The organism is Pseudonocardia ammonioxydans, from assembly GCF_900115005.1.
Classification (GTDB): Bacteria; Actinomycetota; Actinomycetes; order Mycobacteriales; family Pseudonocardiaceae; genus Pseudonocardia; species Pseudonocardia ammonioxydans.
Map to the genome: position 1 here is coordinate 1 of NZ_FOUY01000006.1, position 16929 is coordinate 16929.

The 16929-nt window shown below is 73.6% G+C and carries 14 protein-coding genes and 1 rRNA gene; 1 reads left to right on the forward strand and 14 read right to left on the reverse strand.

From position 1 onward, the window contains the following. The 11 genes from BM093_RS07780 to argC all read right to left on the reverse strand — a co-directional run. Positions 1-182: ribosomal RNA gene (locus BM093_RS07780) — 16S ribosomal RNA — on the reverse strand; the annotation flags it as partial. Positions 183-711: 529 nt separating this feature from the next. Further along, positions 712-1992 carry a tyrosine--tRNA ligase gene (gene tyrS / locus BM093_RS07785; RefSeq protein ID WP_143105294.1) on the reverse strand — a complete coding sequence of 427 codons (1281 nt, stop codon included), beginning with the start codon at positions 1990-1992 and terminating at the stop codon, positions 712-714. A gap of 99 nt (positions 1993-2091) precedes the next feature. Next, the gene (locus tag BM093_RS07790) at positions 2092-2709 is read right to left on the reverse strand and encodes a DNA-3-methyladenine glycosylase (RefSeq protein WP_093339472.1); all 618 of its coding nucleotides are present in this window, start codon (positions 2707-2709) and stop codon (positions 2092-2094) included. A gap of 60 nt (positions 2710-2769) precedes the next feature. After that, on the reverse strand, positions 2770-3993 hold the full coding sequence (locus BM093_RS07795; RefSeq protein WP_093339477.1) for an aspartate aminotransferase type Ic: 1224 nt from the start codon (positions 3991-3993) through the stop codon (positions 2770-2772). Continuing rightward, positions 3990-5405 (reverse strand): argininosuccinate lyase, encoded by a 1416-nt coding sequence (gene argH, locus BM093_RS07800; RefSeq protein WP_093339482.1) that lies wholly within the window; start codon positions 5403-5405, stop codon positions 3990-3992. Before argH ends, BM093_RS07795 begins: the two co-directional genes overlap by 4 nt. 54 nt (positions 5406-5459) lie before the next feature. Next, positions 5460-6002 (reverse strand): arginine repressor, encoded by a 543-nt coding sequence (locus BM093_RS07805; protein ID WP_093339487.1) that lies wholly within the window; start codon positions 6000-6002, stop codon positions 5460-5462. Next, positions 5999-6919 carry an ornithine carbamoyltransferase gene (gene argF / locus BM093_RS07810; protein ID WP_093339492.1) on the reverse strand — a complete coding sequence of 307 codons (921 nt, stop codon included), beginning with the start codon at positions 6917-6919 and terminating at the stop codon, positions 5999-6001. The genes BM093_RS07805 and argF overlap by 4 nt, the downstream gene beginning before the upstream one ends. Further along, positions 6919-8112 carry an acetylornithine transaminase gene (locus BM093_RS07815; protein ID WP_093339495.1) on the reverse strand — a complete coding sequence of 398 codons (1194 nt, stop codon included), beginning with the start codon at positions 8110-8112 and terminating at the stop codon, positions 6919-6921. The genes argF and BM093_RS07815 overlap by 1 nt, the downstream gene beginning before the upstream one ends. Then, positions 8109-8999, reverse strand: a complete 891-nt coding sequence (gene argB, locus BM093_RS07820; RefSeq protein WP_093339500.1) for an acetylglutamate kinase — start codon at positions 8997-8999, stop codon at positions 8109-8111. Before argB ends, BM093_RS07815 begins: the two co-directional genes overlap by 4 nt. Positions 9000-9060: 61 nt before the next feature. Next, positions 9061-10233, reverse strand: a complete 1173-nt coding sequence (gene argJ, locus BM093_RS07825) for a bifunctional glutamate N-acetyltransferase/amino-acid acetyltransferase ArgJ (protein ID WP_177238325.1) — start codon at positions 10231-10233, stop codon at positions 9061-9063. Beyond that, entirely contained in the window at positions 10230-11264 is a 1035-nt protein-coding gene (gene argC / locus BM093_RS07830; protein ID WP_093339508.1) for an N-acetyl-gamma-glutamyl-phosphate reductase, read from the reverse strand. Before argC ends, argJ begins: the two co-directional genes overlap by 4 nt. A gap of 103 nt (positions 11265-11367) precedes the next feature. Here argC and BM093_RS07835 point away from each other — a divergent pair, with 103 nt between their 5' ends. Further along, positions 11368-12282: a hypothetical protein gene (locus tag BM093_RS07835; RefSeq protein WP_093339513.1), complete on the forward strand. Its 915-nt coding sequence runs from the start codon at positions 11368-11370 to the stop codon at positions 12280-12282. Between the two features lie 44 nt (positions 12283-12326). On the opposite strand, the gene pheT is transcribed toward BM093_RS07835, so the two are convergent. Genes pheT through BM093_RS07850 form a run of 3 tightly spaced genes read right to left on the reverse strand, consistent with a single transcriptional unit; the run spans position 12327 to position 16929 of the window. Further along, the gene (gene pheT / locus BM093_RS07840) at positions 12327-14849 is read right to left on the reverse strand and encodes a phenylalanine--tRNA ligase subunit beta (RefSeq protein WP_093339518.1); all 2523 of its coding nucleotides are present in this window, start codon (positions 14847-14849) and stop codon (positions 12327-12329) included. 38 nt (positions 14850-14887) lie between these two features. Beyond that, positions 14888-15943 (reverse strand): phenylalanine--tRNA ligase subunit alpha, encoded by a 1056-nt coding sequence (gene pheS / locus BM093_RS07845; RefSeq protein WP_093339523.1) that lies wholly within the window; start codon positions 15941-15943, stop codon positions 14888-14890. 47 nt (positions 15944-15990) lie between these two features. Then, entirely contained in the window at positions 15991-16929 is a 939-nt protein-coding gene (locus BM093_RS07850) for a TrmH family RNA methyltransferase (RefSeq protein ID WP_425439120.1), read from the reverse strand.

Genomic DNA, 16929 nt, shown 5'->3' on the forward strand with positions numbered 1-16929 from the left:
AGTGGTCCTATCCGGTATTAGACCCAGTTTCCCGGGCTTATCCCAGAGTGGAGGGCAGGTCACCCACGTGTTACTCACCCGTTCGCCGCTCGTGTACCCCCGAAAGGGCCTTACCGCTCGACTTGCATGTGTTAAGCACGCCGCCAGCGTTCGTCCTGAGCCAGGATCAAACTCTCCAACAAAAACCCTGACAAAAAACCAGCCACAACACGACGGGGTCGCATCACAGCCGAACAAACAATCTGGCACAAAAACGCCAAACCAAAAATAGCTCGACACACTGTTGAGTTCTCAAAAGACACCCGCACTCGGGCTCCGGCCTGTCGGCCGTACCCCCGGGGCTCCAGAGTCGCTCCGTTAGGAGGCAACTCTTCTATGCTACTTGTTCCCTCGGCCAGGGTCAACCCTTGCCTCAGGCGGCCTGATTCCCACCGGAGTGGTTATCGGGGGCCGTCACCTCCGGGCCGGTCCTGCGTTCTTGGCCTTCCGGCCTGGCCCGCTCGTCCGTCCCGTCCTGGCGACAGAGAGAAAGTTACAGCACCCGCCGGAGGCGCTCTGCAAGGGGGGTCCGGTTTCGGTGTTGTCGCAGGTCAGCCGTGCTGGGGTGCCGTCCCGGCCCGCCCGTGCCGATGTTCGCTCCGCAGACTCCGCACGGCGTCATGCTCGCTCCGCAAGCTCCGCACGGCATCACGCTCGCTCCGCAAGCTCCGCTCAGGAGACCAGGCGGACCCCGGCCAGATTCCGCTTCCCGCGGCGGATGACGAGCCAGCCACCGGCGAGGGCGTCCCCGGCCCCGGGGCCCCACTCCTCGTCGGTGATCTTGACGTTGTTGACGTACGCCCCGCCCTCCTTCACCGCGCGCCGGGCGGCGCCCTTGCTCTCCGTGAGGCCGGTCGCGACGAGGAGATCGACGATCGTCTCCCCTCCCCCGCTGTCGGCGTTCGGGACCTCGGCCAGCGCGCTGCCCAACGTCCCGGCGTCGAGCTCTGCCAGGTCGGCCCGTCCGAACAGGGCCTGGCTCGCGGTCGTGACCTGCCGGGTCTGCTCGGCACCGTGTACGAGCGTCGTGAGCTCGGCGGCGAGGCGGCGCTGCGCACCACGCAGGTGCGGCTTCTCCTCGAGCTCGGTCGCCAGTGCGTCGATCTCCTCGCGGTCGAGGAAGGTGAGGAGCTTGAGGTAGCCGATGACGTCGGCATCGGCGACGTTCACGAAGTACTGGTACCAGGCGTACGGCGAGGTCCGCTCCGGGTCGAGCCAGATGTTCCCGCCGCCGGTCGACTTGCCGAACTTGCGCCCGTCGGAGTCGGTGACCAGGGGCAGCGTCATCGCGTGCACGTGCGCGCTCTCGATCCGGCGGATCAGCTCGACCCCACCGACGATGTTGCCCCACTGGTCGGATCCGCCGATCTGCAGCCGGCAACCGAGCTCGCGGTACAGGTGCAGGTAGTCCTGGGACTGCAGCAGCAGGTAGCTGAACTCGGTGTAGGACATGCCTTCCCCGGCGAGCCGGCGCTTCACCGTCTCGCGGGCGAGCATGGTGTTGACCGGGAAGTGCTTGCCGAGGTCCCGCAGGAACTCCAGCACCGTCTGACCGCCGGTCCAGTCGAGGTTGTTGACCGCCAGTGCCCCGGTGGGCGAGTCGTCGAACGACACGAAACGCTCGAGCTGACCGCGGATCAGGCCGGTCCACTGCGCGACCGTCGCCTCGTCGTTGAGCGTCCGCTCCCCGATGTCACGCGGGTCACCGATCATCCCGGTCGCCCCGCCGGCCAGGATGACCGGCCGGTGACCGGCTTCCTGGAACCGGCGCAGTGTCAGCATCGGGACGAGGTGCCCGGCGTGCAGGCTGGGGGCGGTCGGGTCGAACCCGGCATAGAGCGTGACCGGCTCGTCGCCGGCGAGCTCCTTCGCCAGGGCGTCACGGTCGGTGGTCTGCGCGATCAGTCCGCGCCACTCCAGCTCGTCCAGGATGTCCGTAGGCACGCGCACCATCTTCGTCCGCCCGCTCGGACGACTGCACGCGGGTGTCCCTCGCCTAGCCGCACGCGGTTGCTCCGCGGGCCGTCACGTCGGGGCCCGGCGACGCACTGGTCAGGTCCGGCGGCGACGGGCCCGCGTCCCGCCGGGGCGGTACACGCTCACCGCCGGTGACCCGTCCACCCAGTAGCGCCACGCCAGCTCCGCGGCGGCGGCCACCCCGACCCGCGGGCCGGTCCGGATCGAGGACGGGGGCAACGGCTCCCCGGCGTGCAACCGGACCCGGGACGCCGGGTCGGTCACGTCGAGTCCGTTGTCCGCACGTCCGAGTCCCAGCAACGAGGCGAGCCGGGCCGGGCCGCGGGCCAGGTCGTCGTCCTTGCGGGCGGTCGGCCGCCGTGCCCGGGCGACGCCCGGGTCGGTCAGCACCTCACCGGCGCGCAGCAGGACCGCTCCCGGCTCGCCGTCCTCCAGGCAGGACACGTTCGCACAGAAGTGCATGCCGTAGACGAAGTAGACGTAGAGGTGCCCGGCGGGGCCGAACATGACCGCGTTGCGTGCGGTGCGCCCGCGGTAGCAGTGCGACGCCGGGTCGTCCCGCCCGCGGTAGGCCTCGACCTCCACCAGGCGTACCGCGACGGTCCCCTCGGGGGTGTCGGCCTCCAGGACACAGCCGAGCAGTCGCGCGGCGGCCGGCAGCACGTCGACGGCGAGCTCGGAGCGGTCGAGCAAAGTGCCGGGACCCGGCCGCTGCGGACGGCCGGGCCCCGGGACGGAGAACTCGCTACCCACTCAGCGGCGGGCCAGGGCGAGCTGGACACAGGTCACGACGCCCGCCATCGCCTTCTCGACCTCGTCCTGCGGCGGCAGGGTCGGGGCGAGCCGGATCGTGGCGTCCTGCGGGTCCTTGCCCCCCGGGTGCGTCGCCCCGGCCGGGGTCAGCACGATGCCGGCCTCCTTGGCGAGCCGGACGACCTCGGACGCGAGCCCGTCCGGCACGGTGAGGCTGACGAAGTAGCCACCCTTCGGCGTCGTCCACGACACGCCCTCGACGTCGGCGAACGCCGTGGTCAGCAGCCGCTCGACCGCCGCGAACTTCGGGGCGATCAGCGCCCGGTGCGCGGCCATGTGGGCGCGCAGGCCGGCGGCGTCCTTCAGGAACCGCGCGTGCCGCAGGTGGTTGACCTTGTCCGGTCCGATCGTCTTCTTCGACGCCAGCTTCAGCCACCACTCGACGTTCGCCGACGAGGCACCGAAGAAGGCCACCCCCGCGCCGGCCAGCGTGATCTTGGAGGTCGAGCCGAAGACTAACGGCCGGTCCGGGTTGCCCGCCTCGGCGGCCAGGGCCAGGACGTCGGCGACCTCGCTCTCCTCCTCGGTCAGGTGGTGCACCGCGTATGCGTTGTCCCACATGATCCGGAAGTCCGGCGCGGCGGTCGGCATCGATGCGAGCCGGCGCACCGTGTCGTCGGAGTAGACGACACCGTCCGGGTTCGAGTACTTCGGCACGCACCAGATGCCCTTGATCGAGGGGTCGTCCGCGACGAGCCGCTCGACCTCGTCCATGTCCGGCCCGTCGGCGGTCATCGGCACGCTGACCAGGTCGATCCCGAGGCGCTCGCACACGCCGTAGTGGCGGTCGTAACCGGGGACCGGGGCGATGAACGCGACCCGGCCCGCGTCGACCCAGCGGCTCGGTGCGCCCGGGAGCGGGGACAGCAGCGCGTGCACGAGCGTGTCGTGCATCAGCTCGAGGCTGGAGTTGTTCGCCGCGATCAGCTGCCCGACCGGCACCTGCAGGAACGGCGCGAAGATCTCCCGGAGCTCGGGCAGGCCCTGGCCGCCCCCGTAGTTGCGGGTGTCGGTGCCGTCCGCGGCGCGGAACTCGCCCGCCCCGGGCAGGCCGAGCAGCGCGTGCGACAGGTCCAGCTGCTCGGACGACGGCTTGCCCCGCGTCAGGTCCAGCTTCAGGCCGGCGGCCTTCAGCTCCTCGTATGCGGCTGCGGGGTCGGTCATGCGGTTCCTCCGGTGAACTCTCTCGCTGCGGCGGCGTCGGTACGCAGGTCGGTGAGCTGCTCGGCGACCCGGTCGCCGGCCGTCCCGCCCCGCGCGTTCCGCGACGCGATGGAGCCTTCCACGCTCAGCACCTCGCGGACACTCGGGTCCAGGGCCGGGTGGACGCCGGCGAGCTCGTCGTCGGTCAGCTCGTCCAGTCCCACACCACGGGCCTCGGCCGCGCGGACGCAACCACCGGCCGCCTCGTGCGCCACCCGGAACGGCACGCCCTGGCGGACCAGCCATTCGGCGACGTCGGTGGCCAGGGTGAACCCGGCCGGTGCCAGCTCGGCCAGCCGGTCGGTGTGGAAGGTGAGGGTCTGCACCATCCCGGCGACCGCGGGGAGCAGGAGCTCGAGCTGTGCGACCGAATCGAACAGCGGCTCCTTGTCCTCCTGCAGGTCCCGGTTGTACGCCAGCGGGAGACCCTTGAGCGTGGTCAGCAGGCCGGTCAGGTTCCCGACCAGGCGCCCGGACTTGCCGCGTGCCAGCTCCGCGACGTCCGGGTTCTTCTTCTGCGGCATGATCGAGCTGCCGGTGGAGTAGGCGTCGTCGAGCGTGACGTAGCCGAACTCCGCGGTCGCCCAGAGGATGACCTCCTCCGACAGCCGGGACAGGTCGACACCGACCATCGCCAGCACGAAGGCGGCCTCGGCCGCGAAGTCCCGCGACGCGGTCCCGTCGATCGAGTTCGCCGACGAGCCCGCGAAGCCCAGCTCGGCCGCCACCGCCTCGGGGTCCAGCCCGAGCGAGGACCCGGCCAGCGCCCCGGAGCCGTAGGGCGAGTACGCCGTACGACGGTCCCAGTCGCGGAGCCGGTCGACGTCACGCAACAGGGAGTGCGCGTGCGCGGCCAGCTGGTGGCCGAGCAGCACCGGCTGAGCGTGCTGCAGGTGCGTACGGCCCGGCATCGCGGCACCGGGGTGGGCCTCGGCCTGCCCGACCAGCGCGTCGACGACGTCGAGCACCCCGGCGCCGATCCGGCGCGTCGCGTCGCGCAGCCACATCCGGAACTGGGTGGCGACCTGGTCGTTGCGGGACCGGCCGGCACGCAGCTTCCCGCCCAGGTCGGGCCCGGCCCGCTCGATCAGGCCGCGTTCGAGTGCGGTGTGCACGTCCTCGTCGCCCGGTTCCGGGCCGAACGCCCCGGATCCGACGTCCGCCGCGAGCTCGTCGAGCGCCTTGTGCATGCCGGACAGCTCCTCGTCCGACAGCAGCCCGGCCCGGTGCAGCACGCGCGCGTGCGCCTTAGAGCCGCGGATGTCGTACGGGGCCAGCGCCCAGTCGAAGTGCGTGGACTTGCTCAGCGCGGCGAGTGCGTCGGCGGGGCCGGACGCGAAGCGCCCGCCCCACAGCGCCGCGTTCCCGCTCACGACGCGGCTCCGGACTGCCCGGCGATGTGGGCCGGTCGGCCCCGATCCGCCATGTCAACTCTCCTTCGTCTCCGCGCCTGCCGGCGCGGCGTTCGGCAGTTCCTGCAGTCGTCGTGCGAGCTCCGCCCCGGAGCAGGGCTCGCGAGCGATCACGATGATCGTGTCGTCACCGGCGATCGTGCCGACGACGTCGTGCAGCGCGGCGCGGTCCAGCGCGCTCGCCAGGTAGTGCGCGGCCCCGGGCGGGGTCCGCAGGACCGCAAGGTTGCCACTCGCGTCCGCGGACACGAGCAGCTCCCCCAGCAACCGGCCCAACCGGGTGGTGCCGCCCTCGACGCCGCGCACCGGGCTCCCGTCCTCGGGGACCCGGTAGACCGGGGCCCCGCCGTCGGGTCCGCGCAGCTTGACCGCCCCGAGCTCGTCGAGGTCGCGGGACAACGTGGCCTGGGTGGTCTCGATGCCGTGCAGCTGGTCCAGCAGGACGAGCAGCTCGGGCTGGCTGCGCACGGGACGGCTCCACAGCACATCCATGATCTTCGCCTGCCGGGTGACCCGGCTGGCGGTGCCCTGCCGCCGCTCGCGCTCGCCGTCGCTCATGCCCGCAGGAGCCAGGTCAGCAGCGCCTTCTGCGCGTGCAACCGGTTCTCCGCCTCGTCCCACACCGCACTGGCCGGTCCGTCGATCACCTCGTCGGTGATCTCCTCGCCGCGGTGCGCCGGCAGGCAGTGCAGCACGATCGCCCCGGGTGCGGCACGGCCGAGCAGCTCCGCGTTCACCTGGTAGGGCCGGAACGGCGCCACCCGGTCGAGCCCGTCGCTCTCCTGGCCCATCGACGTCCAGGTGTCGGTGACGACCACGTCCGCCCCGGTCACCGCGGCGTGCGGATCGGCGATCAGGGTCACCGACCCCCCGGTGCGGTCCGCGCGGGCCTTCGCGTCGCGCACCACGTCGGAGGCCGGGGTGAACCCGGCCGGGGAGGCGATCCGCACGTGCAGGCCGGCGGTGGCGCCACCGAGCAGCAGCGAGTGCGCGATGTTGTTGGCCCCGTCGCCGAGGTAGGTCAGGGTGACCCCAGCGAGCCGGCCCAGGCGCTCCCGGATCGTCTGCAGGTCGGCGAGGATCTGGCACGGGTGGTAGGAGTCGGTCAGCGCGTTGACCACGGGCACCGTCGCGACCGAGGCCATCTCCTCGACCCGCTCCTGCCCCGAGGTGCGCCAGACGATCGCGTCGACGTAGCGCGACAGCACCCGGGACGTGTCGGAGATCGTCTCGCCGCGGCCGAGCTGGCTGGTGCTGCCCTCGAGGATCACCGCCGAGCCGCCGAGCTGGGTGATCCCGGCCTCGAACGAGACCCGGGTGCGGGTGGAGGACTTGTCGAAGACGACGGCGACGGCCTTCGGCCCGGCAAGGGGCTGCTCGGCGAACCGGTCGGCCTTGAGCCGGTCGGCGAGATCGAGGACCTCGGCCTGCTCGGCGGGCGAGAGGTCGTCGTCGCGCAGCAGGTGGCGGACCATCAGCTGCCCTGGCCTTCCCGCTCGGCGGCGGCCGCGTCGAGGATCCCGGACGCGGCGGTGAGGAACTCCTCCGCCTCGTCGTCACCGAGGGTGAGCGCGGGCGCCAGCCGCAGCCGCTCCGGTGTGGCGTTGTTGATCAGGAACCCGGCCTCGCGCGCGGCCGCCGCGGCCTGGGCCGAGACGGGCGAGGTCAGACCGATGCCGATGTGCAGACCGGCACCGGAGACATCGCCGACCAGCGGGTGGCCGAGCCCCTCGAGCCGGCTGCGGATCTCCTTGCCGAGCCGGTCGACGTGCTGCAGCAGCCCCTCGGTGGCGATCGTGTCCAGCACCGCGAGCGCGGCCGAGCACGAGATCGGGTTCCCGCCGAACGTGGTGCCGTGCTGGCCGGGCTCGAGCAGCGCGCCCGCCGCGCCGAACCCGACACAGGCGCCGATCGGCAGACCGCCGCCGAGCCCCTTCGCCAGGGTGACCACGTCCGGGACGATCCCGTGTGCCTGGTGCGCGAACCAGTACCCGGTGCGACCGATCCCGGTCTGGACCTCGTCCAGCACCAGCAGCGCACCGCGCTCGCTGGTGATCCGGCGTGCCTCCGCCAGGTAGTCGTCGGGCGGGACGATGACACCGGCCTCACCCAGGATCGGCTCCAGGAAGACCGCGGCCGTCTGCTCGGTGACGGCGGCGTCGAGTGCCGCGACGTCACCGAACGGGATGTGGGTGACGCCCGGCGGCATCGGTTCGAACGGCGCACGCTTCGCCGGCTGTCCGGTGAGCGCGAGCGCCCCCATCGTGCGGCCGTGGAACGCGGCCTCACAGGCGACGATCTCCGGGCGGCCGGTCCGCCGAGCGATCTTGAACGCGGCCTCGTTGGCCTCGGTGCCCGAGTTGCACAGCAGGGTCCGCGCGTCGTCGCGGCCGAGCAGCCCCTGCAGCCGCTCGGCGAGCTGCAGCGCCGGGTCGGTGATGAAGAAGTTCGACGTGTGGCCGAGGGTGCGGACCTGCTCGGAGACCGCGTCGACCACGGCCGGGTGGGCGTGCCCGAGCGCGTTCACCGCGATGCCCGCGTACAGGTCGAGGTACCGGCGGCCCTCCGCGTCCCACACACGGGCCCCCTCGCCGCGGACCAGCGTCAGCGGCGGGGTGCCGTAGTTGTTCATCAGCGCGGACTGCCAGCGCTGCGCGTGTGTGCTCATTCCCGTGTCACCCCGTCTGCGTCCGGGAGCACCATCGTCCCGACGCCCTCGTGCGTGAAGACCTCGAGCAGCACCGAGTGCGGTACCCGCCCGTCGATCACGTGTGCCTGCCCCACACCCGAGCGCACCGCGCGCAGGCAGGCCTCCATCTTCGGCGCCATCCCGCTCTCCAGGCGGGGCAGCATCGGTTCCAGCTGGTCGGCCGTCAGCGAGGTGATGATCGATTCCGGGTCGGGGTAGTTCGCGTAGAGCCCCTCGACGTCGGTGAGCACCACGAGCTTCGCGGCGTCCAGCGCACCGGCCAGCGCGGCGGCCGCGCTGTCGGCGTTGATGTTGTGGACCTGGCCGTCGGCGTCCGGCGCGATACCGGCGACGACGGGGATCCGGCCCGCCGCGATGATGTCGAGCACCGCATCCGGGTTGACCTCCGTGACGTCACCGACGAGGCCGATGTCGACCGCCTCGCCGCCGACGAGTGCGGTCCGCTTCTCCGCGGTGAACAGGCCCGCGTCCTCCCCGGAGAGTCCGACCGCGAGCGGCCCGTGCTGGTTGATCAGCCCGACGAGCTCCCGGCCGACCTGCCCGAAGAGCACCATCCGGACGATCTCCATCGTCTCGGGGGTGGTGACCCGCAGCCCGCCGCGGAACTCCCCGGACATGCCGAGGCGGGTGAGCATCGCGCTGATCTGCGGGCCGCCGCCGTGCACGACGACCGGGTGGATGCCGGCCAGCCGCAGGAACACCATGTCCCGGGCGAAGGCCTGCTTCAGCTCCTCGTCGATCATCGCGTTGCCGCCGTACTTCACGACGACGATCCGGCCGTGGAAGCGCTGCAGCCAGGGCAGCGCCTCGGCCAGGACCGCGGCCTTCTCCCCCGCCCGCTTCAACCGGGCAGGGGTCTCCGGTGACGACGCGACCTGCGGCTGCGGGGCGTCTTCGGCCGAGCGCTCAGGAGGAGTAGGCACTGTTCTCCTCCACGTACGCGTGCGACAGGTCCGTGGTCCGGATCTCGGCGGTGTGCCCGTCGGCGCCGCCGGAGAGCCCGAGCTCGACCTCGATCAGCACGTCCTTGCCGGACAGGTCGCAGTCGGCGCGGTCCCCGGCGACGACGGCACCCTTGCACAGCAGCACACCGTTGATCGTCACATCGAGCCGCTCCGGATCGACGGCGGCGTCGGCGTAGCCGGCCGCGGCGGCGACCCGCCCCCAGTTCGGGTCGGAACCGAACATCGCCGTCTTGACCAGCGCGTCCCGGGCGATCGTGCGCGCGACGGTGACCGCGTCGTCCTCCGAGGCGGCACCGGCGACCCGGACCGTGATCCGCTTGGTGACCCCTTCGGCGTCGGCCTGCATCTGCTCGGCGAGGTCCCGGCAGACCCGGGTGAGCGCGGCGGTGAACACCGCCGGGTCGGCCGCGACGCCGGACGCCCCGGACGCCAGCACGAGCACCGTGTCGTTGGTGGACATCGACCCGTCGATGTCGAGCCGGTCGAAGCTGTACCGGACCGCCTCACGCAGGGCCGCGTCGAGCACCGCACGGTCCACCACCGCGTCGGTGGTGACCACGGCGAGCATCGTCGCCATCGACGGCGCGATCATGCCGGCGCCCTTGGCGGTGCCCCCCACCGTCCAGCCCGCCGGATCGGTGACCTGCGCCTGCTTCGGCACGGTGTCGGTGGTCATGATCGAGCCCGCCGCGGCGGCCCCCGCCTCGGGTGTGCCGGTCAGCTCCCCGGCCGCCGTGTCGATCCCGGCGAGCACCGTCTCCCGCGGGAGTTGCTCGCCGATCAGACCGGTCGAGCAGACCGCGACCTCGACCGCACCGCAGCCCAGCACCTCGGCGACCTTCTCGGCGGTGGCGTGCGCGGTCTGGAACCCCTGCGGCCCGGTACAGGCGTTCGCGCCACCGGAGTTGAGCACCACGGCGCGCAGCGCGCCCGAGGTGAGCACCTGCTGCGACCACAGCACCGGCGCGGCCTTGACCTTGTTGCGGGTGAACACGCCGGCGGCGTCGGCGCGCGGGCCGTCGTTCACGACCAGCGCCAGGTCCGGCCGGCCCGACTTCTTGATCCCGGCGGCGACCCCGGCGGCCCGGAACCCCCGTGCGGCGGTCACGCTCACGGCGCCACTCCCGTCGTCGGCAGGCCGGTCGTCTCGGGCAGCCCGAGGGCCAGGTTCATGCACTGCACCGCGCCCCCGGCGGTCCCCTTGGTCAGGTTGTCGATCGCGGACACCACGACGAGGCGCTGCGCATCGGTGTCGACCGCGACCTGCAGCGCGACCAGGTTCGATCCCAGGGTCTGCCCGGTCGTGGGCCACTGGCCCTCCGGCAGCAGCCGGACGAAGGGTTCGTCCGCGTAGACCTTCTCGTAGGCCTGCCGGACCGTGGCGGTGTCGGCGGCCGCACCGGTCAGCTTCGCTGAGCAGGACGCGAGGATGCCGCGCGGCAACGGCGCGAGGACGGGCGTGAAGCTGACCGAGACGGGCGAGCCGAGCGCGGCGGTGAGGTTCTGCGTGATCTCCGGTGTGTGCCGGTGCACACCGCCGACCCCGTACGCGGACAGCGACCCCATGACCTCGGCGCCGAGCAGGTGCGGCTTGAGCGAGCGGCCCGCACCCGACGTCCCGGTGACCGCGGTGATCACCACCTCCGGCTCGATCAGCCCCGCGGCCAGGGCCGGGTACAGCGCCAGGCTCGTCCCGGTCGGATAGCACCCGGGTACCGCGACCCGCCTGCTGTCGACGAGCCGCTCCCGGGCACCGGGCAGCTCGGGCAGGCCGTAGGGCCAGTGACCGGCGTACTCGCCGCCGTACCAGCGGTCCCAGGCCGCGGAGTCGGTCAGCCGGTGGTCGGCCCCGCAGTCGATCACCAGGGTGTCGTCGCCGAGCTGGGCGGCCAGCTCGGCGGACTTGCCGTGCGGGAGGGCGAGGAACACCGCGTCGTGCCCGGCGAGGTTCTCTGCGGTGCTCTCCCCCAGCACGCGGTCCGCGATCGGCGCGAGGTGCGGTTGATGCTCACCCAGGCGCGTCCCGGCGTTACCCCCGGCCGTCAGCGCGCCGATCTCCACGTCCGGATGCGCGAGGAGCAGCCGGAGCAGCTCTCCCCCGGCGTACCCGCTGGCTCCCGCCACTGCGATGCGTACCACGTGCATGATTATGCACGACGGCGGAAAGTCATGCAATCGGGATTCGCGATCGCCACCGGATGCCGGCACACACCCGGGGACGACGGCTCCGAACCCTAGCCTCCCGCGGATGCGGACCGAGCGGACGACCGGTACCCGGCCCGGCCGGGTCGTCAGGACGGGGCGCGCGGTACCGGCGGTACTGGTCGTGCTGCTGGTGCTGGCGGTGCCGGCCCTCACCGGTTGTGCGGCGACGGTGACGGGCACACCGTGGCCCGCCGGTCACGGGCCCGCCCTGCCGGCGGACGCGACCGGCGCCCTGCCACAGGCGGCCGATCCCCCGGCCGGGCCGGTCACCCGCACGCCGCAACCGACCGCCCCCGCGTGGCAGCAGGCCGCCCCGGTGGCGGACCCGACGACGCCCCCGGCCCGCCCCGACACACCGCCGCCATCCGCCGGACACGCCCCGCCGCGTCCCGGCGCGGACGGCCCGCCGGGCGACGCGATCCCCACCCCGGCCCCGGCCGGCGCGGACGGCCCGACGAGGCGGACCGGCCCGCCCACCCCGGTGGAGGCGCCGGGCCCGGAGCGCGCCGGGCCGGCACCCGCTCCGACGCGCGCGCCGGCAGCCCTGACCGCCGACGTCGTCGCCGACGAGTGCCTGCTCGACGCCGGTGTGCTGACCGGCTTGCTCGGCGCCGAGCCGGCCGTGCCGGCGACGAACGCCGCGACCGAGCGGGCGGACGGCTCGCGGAGCCGGTCCTGCTTCGCGGTCGGCGGGTCGTCGACGGTGTCGGTGAACGTCTACCGCACGCAGCGGGTCAGCCCGGCCCGCTACGTGCACGACGCCGCGGGCGCCAGGCCACTCGGCGGCACCGGGGCGGGGACGGCGGCCGCGCTGCTGGACACCGTGGCCGGGCCGACGCTGCAGCTCGGCACGGCGCGTCACCTGGTCACGATCGCCGTAGCGGGACGCAGCCCGACCGACGGGCAGTGGCGGGCCGCCGCCCTGGCCGCGGCCGCCGCCCTGGCCCGCGATCGGTGACCGGCGGCGCAGCACCTCCGGGAAGCACCTCCCGGGAGCGCTCGTCAGCGCAGGGCGGCCCCGTGTCGGGCGGTCGCCTCGGCGACGGCGGCGTCCCGGGCGGTGTTCGCGTCCTCACTGGTGAGCGTCCGGTCCGCGGCGCGCAGTCGTAGCGAGAACGCCAGCGACCGCTTGCCCTCCCCGACCTGGTCGCCGGTGTAGACGTCGAACAGCCGGACCGACTCGAGCAGCTCGCCGGCGCCGTCGGTCAGGGCCTCGGCCAGATCCGCCGCGGGGACCGACTCGTCGGCGACCAGGGCGACGTCCACCGCCACCGGCGGGAAGCCCGACACCCGCGGGACCGGCAGGTTCTCCCGCAGCGGGATCGCATCGAGGTCGAGCTCGGCGGCCGCGGTGCGGGCCGGGAGCCCGAGCGTCTCGACGACCTTGGGGTGCAGCTCGCCGGCGTGGCCGACGACGGTGTCGGTCCCGGCGAGCACGAGCTCCGCGCAGCGGCCCGGGTGCCACGGCGCCCGCTCGGCGCGGCGCGGGCGCAGCTCCACACCGGCGGCCGCACCGGTCAGCCGGGCCGCCTCGACCGCGTCCTGCCAGCCGGCCGGGCGTCCCGCACCCCACCAGCCGCGCGGCTCACGCTTCCCCGCCAGTACGACGCCGACGTGCACCGGCTGGTCGGGCAGCGCCGCCCGGATCGCCGCGTACTCCTGCTCGCTCGGCCGCGCGGTGACCGCCGGGTCCGGCATCGCGGACGGCTGCGCGTCCGGCTGGACGACCTGGGCGATCGTGTACAGCGCGAGATCCTCGGTGCCGCGGGAGCGGTTGCGCACCAGCATGTCGAGCAGTCCGGGCAACAGCGTCGTGGACAGCCGGGCACGCTCGGCGTCCAGCGGGTTGCTGACCGCGACGGTACGGCGGCGCGGGTCGTCGACGGCCAGCCCGAGGTCGTCCCAGACCGCGTCGGAGACGAACGGGAACGGCAGCACCTCCACGTGCCCCGCCTCGGCCAGCGCGCGCGAGACCGCGCGCCGCCGCAGCTGGGCCGGGGCGAGCCCGCGCCCGGGCGGGGCGGCGGGCAGCTCGGAGGGGATCGTGTCGTAGCCCTCCAGCCGCAGCACCTCCTCGACCAGGTCGGCGGCCTGCCGCAGGTCCGGCCGCCAGGTCGGCGGGGTCGCGATCACCACTCCGTGACCGTCGGTGCCGGTGTCCAGGTCGACGGCACAGCCGACCTGGGTCAGCCGCCGCACCGTCGCGCCGCGCGAATAGGCGACCCCGGCGACCTTGTCGGGCAACGACAGCGACATCCGCACCGGCGGCACCGCGGGGACACCGCCCTCGTCGGTGCGACCGTCGGCGAGGGTGCCGCCGCCCAGCTCGACGAGCAGCTGCGCGGCGCGCTCGGCGGCGACGGCGGACAGCGCCGGGTCGACGACCCGCTCGAACCGGCGGGACGCCTCGCTGGGCAGCTTGTGCCGCCGGGCGGCCCGGGCGATCACTGCGGGGGCGAAGTGTGCGGCCTCGAGCAGCACGTCGACCCGTGCGCCGGCCGCGAGCGTCGCGAGCTCGGGGATCTCGGTCGACGCCCCGCCCATGACGCCGGCCAGGCCGATCGGCCCGGACTCGTCGGTGATCAGCAGGTCGTCCGGGTCGAGGGCCCGGGTCTGGCCGTCGAGGGTCTCCAGCTTCTCCCCGGCCGCCGCCCGGCGGATCTCGATCGTGCCGGTCACCCGGGACGCGTCGTAGGCGTGCAACGGCTGGCCGAGGTCGAGCATCACGTAGTTGGTGACGTCGACGATCAGCGAGATCGGCCGCATCCCGGCCGAGAGCAGCGCGCGCTGCATCCACCAGGGGCTCGGCGCGGCCGGGTCCACGCCGTCCACCCGGCGCACGACGAACCGGGCGCACCCGTCGGTGTCGGTGATCCGGACCGGCCACGCGTCGGCGGCGGTCTCCGGCACCGTGACCCGCCCCGCCGGGTCGGTGTAGTCGGCGTCCAGCGCGGTGGCGAGCTCGCGGGCCAGACCGCGGACGGCGAAGCAGTAGCCCCGGTCCGGGGTGACGGCCAGCTCGATGACCGGTTCGGCGAGGCCGAGGACCTCGAGCGCGTCGTCGCCGGGGCCTGCCGTTCCGGGCGGCAGCACGAGGATGCCCGAGTGGTCGGCGCCGAGGCCGAGCTCCTTCGCCGAGGCGATCATGCCGTCGGAGACGCGGCCGTAGGTCGTGCGCTGGGCGATCGCGAAACCACCCGGCAGCACGGCGCCCGGCTCGGTGACGACCACGAGGTCACCCACCGCGAAGTTGCTCGCCCCGCAGACGACGTGACGGGACCGGACCGTCCCGTCCTCCCGGGCCTCGAAGTCGACGCGGCAGTAGCGGATCGGCTTCTTGAACTCGGTGAGCTCCTCGATCTCCGCCACCCGCGCGACGGTCACCGGTCCGGTGATCTCGGGGGCCGGATGGATCTCCTCGACCTCCAGCCCGACCCGGACGAACGCCTCGCCGATGTCCTCGGGACGTGCCGGCAGGGCCGCCGGGTCGATGTGCCGGGCGAGCCAGGAGGCGGACACGCGCACTGCTCGGTACTCCTCGGGTTGATAGCGGTGGTGGCGGCTCAGACGCCGAACGCGGTGGAGAAACGGATGTCGCCCTCGACCATGTCGCGCATGTCGGGGATGCCGTTGCGGAACATCAGCGTGCGCTCGATACCCATGCCGAACGCGAAACCGGAGTAGTCCTCGGGGTCGACGCCGGCCGCGCGCAGGACGTTGGGGTTGACCATGCCGCAGCCGCCCCACTCGACCCAGCCTGCGCCGCCCTTCTTCTGCGGGAACCACAGGTCCACCTCGGCGGACGGTTCGGTGAACGGGAAGTAGGACGGCCGCATGCGGGTGCCGGCCTCCGGGCCGAACATGGCCCGGGCGAACGCGTCCAGCGTGCCCTTGAGGTGCGCCATGGTGAGCCCGCGGTCGACGGCGAGGCCCTCGACCTGGTGGAACACCGGCGTGTGCGTGGCGTCGAGCTCGTCGGTGCGGAAGGTGCGGCCCGGGCAGGCCACGTAGACCGGGAGCTCCCGCTCGAGCAACGAGCGGACCTGCACCGGCGAGGTGTGCGTGCGCAGCACCGTCCCGGAGTCCTGTCCCTGTGCCGCATCACCCAGGTAGAACGTGTCCTGCATGGTGCGGGCCGGGTGGTCCTTGCCGAAGTTGAGTGCGTCGAAGTTCAGCCAGGACGCCTCGACCTCGGGTCCCTCGGCGATCTCCCAGCCCATCGCGACGAAGATGTCGGCGATCCGCTCGGAGAGCTGCGTGATCGGGTGCCGGGCCCCGCGCGGGCGCCGGTCCCAGGGCAGCGTGACGTCGACGGTCTCCTCGCGCAGGACCCGGTCGTCGCGCTCGGAGACCAGGACGGCGCGGCGCTCGTCGAACGCCGTCTGCACCTCCTGGCGGGCCGCGTTGACCCGCTTGCCGGCGTCCGCGCGCTCCGGCCCGGGCAGCTGCCCGAGCGAGCGCCTCGCCATCGGGATGGGGGCCTTGTCGCCGAGGTGCGCCGGCTTGACCGCGGCCAGCGCATCGAGGTCGGCTGCGGCGTCGAACGCCGAGCGCGCGGCCTCCACCGCGGCCTTCAGCGCGTCCGGGTCCAGCGGGCTGCCCGCGTCGTTCTCACTCATGGTGCCCCCGATCGTAGAGGGACGCCCCGAACGGATTCCCGAGCAGGTCAGTCCCGGCGGGCCGGTGGCCGCCCGGGAACGCCCGCCCGGGCGCCGACGGTCGCGTACAGGCAGATGGCGGCCGCGGTGGCGAGGTTCAGCGACTCGGCACGGCCGTGGATCGGGACGCGGACCCGGTGGTCGGCGGCGGCGAACACCTCGGGCCCCGGACCGTGCGCCTCGCTGCCGAGGATCCAGGCGACCGGTCCGGCCAGGATCGGGGCCGTCCCCGGATCGTGCAGGTCCAGCTCGCCGCGGCCGTCGGCGACGAGGGTGGTCAGCCCCGCGGCCCGGCAGGCGTCGAGCACGACGGAGGTGTCCCGGTCGCGGGCCAGCGGGAGGTGGAAGACGCTGCCGGTCGACGCGCGCACGGCCTTGCCGTTGTGCGGGTCGACCGTGTCCCCGGCGAGCAGGACCGCGTCGCAGCCCGCGGCGTCGGCGACCCGGACGACGGTGCCGACGTTGCCGGGGTCGGAGATGCCGGCGCAGACGGTCACGAAACCGGCCGGACCGCCCAGTGCCGTCGCGAGCGGCACGTCGAGGAGGTCGCAGACCGCGACCAGGCCCTGCGGGGTGACCGTCTCGGACAGCCCGGCCGCCGCCTTCTCGGTGACGGGAAGCACGTGCGCGCCGCGGTCACGGGCGGCCTCGACCAGCTCGGGATGCCGGTCCGCCGCGGACCCGGTCACGAACAGCTCGTGCACCCGGCCGTGGGCGAGCGCCTCGCGCACCGCCTGGGCACCCTCGACGAGGAAACGCCCGGCCCGATCGCGCCCCGCACGGCGCAGCAGCTTGCGGGCCGCTGCGACGCGCGGAGTGCGTTCGGTGCCGGGCGTGGAGCCTGCGAAACGCCCCTCGGCGCCAGGTGTGGAGCCTGCGGAACGCCCATCTGCGCTGCGCGTGGAGCCTGCGGAACGCCGGGCGTCGCGCGACTCGCTGCGGGTCAC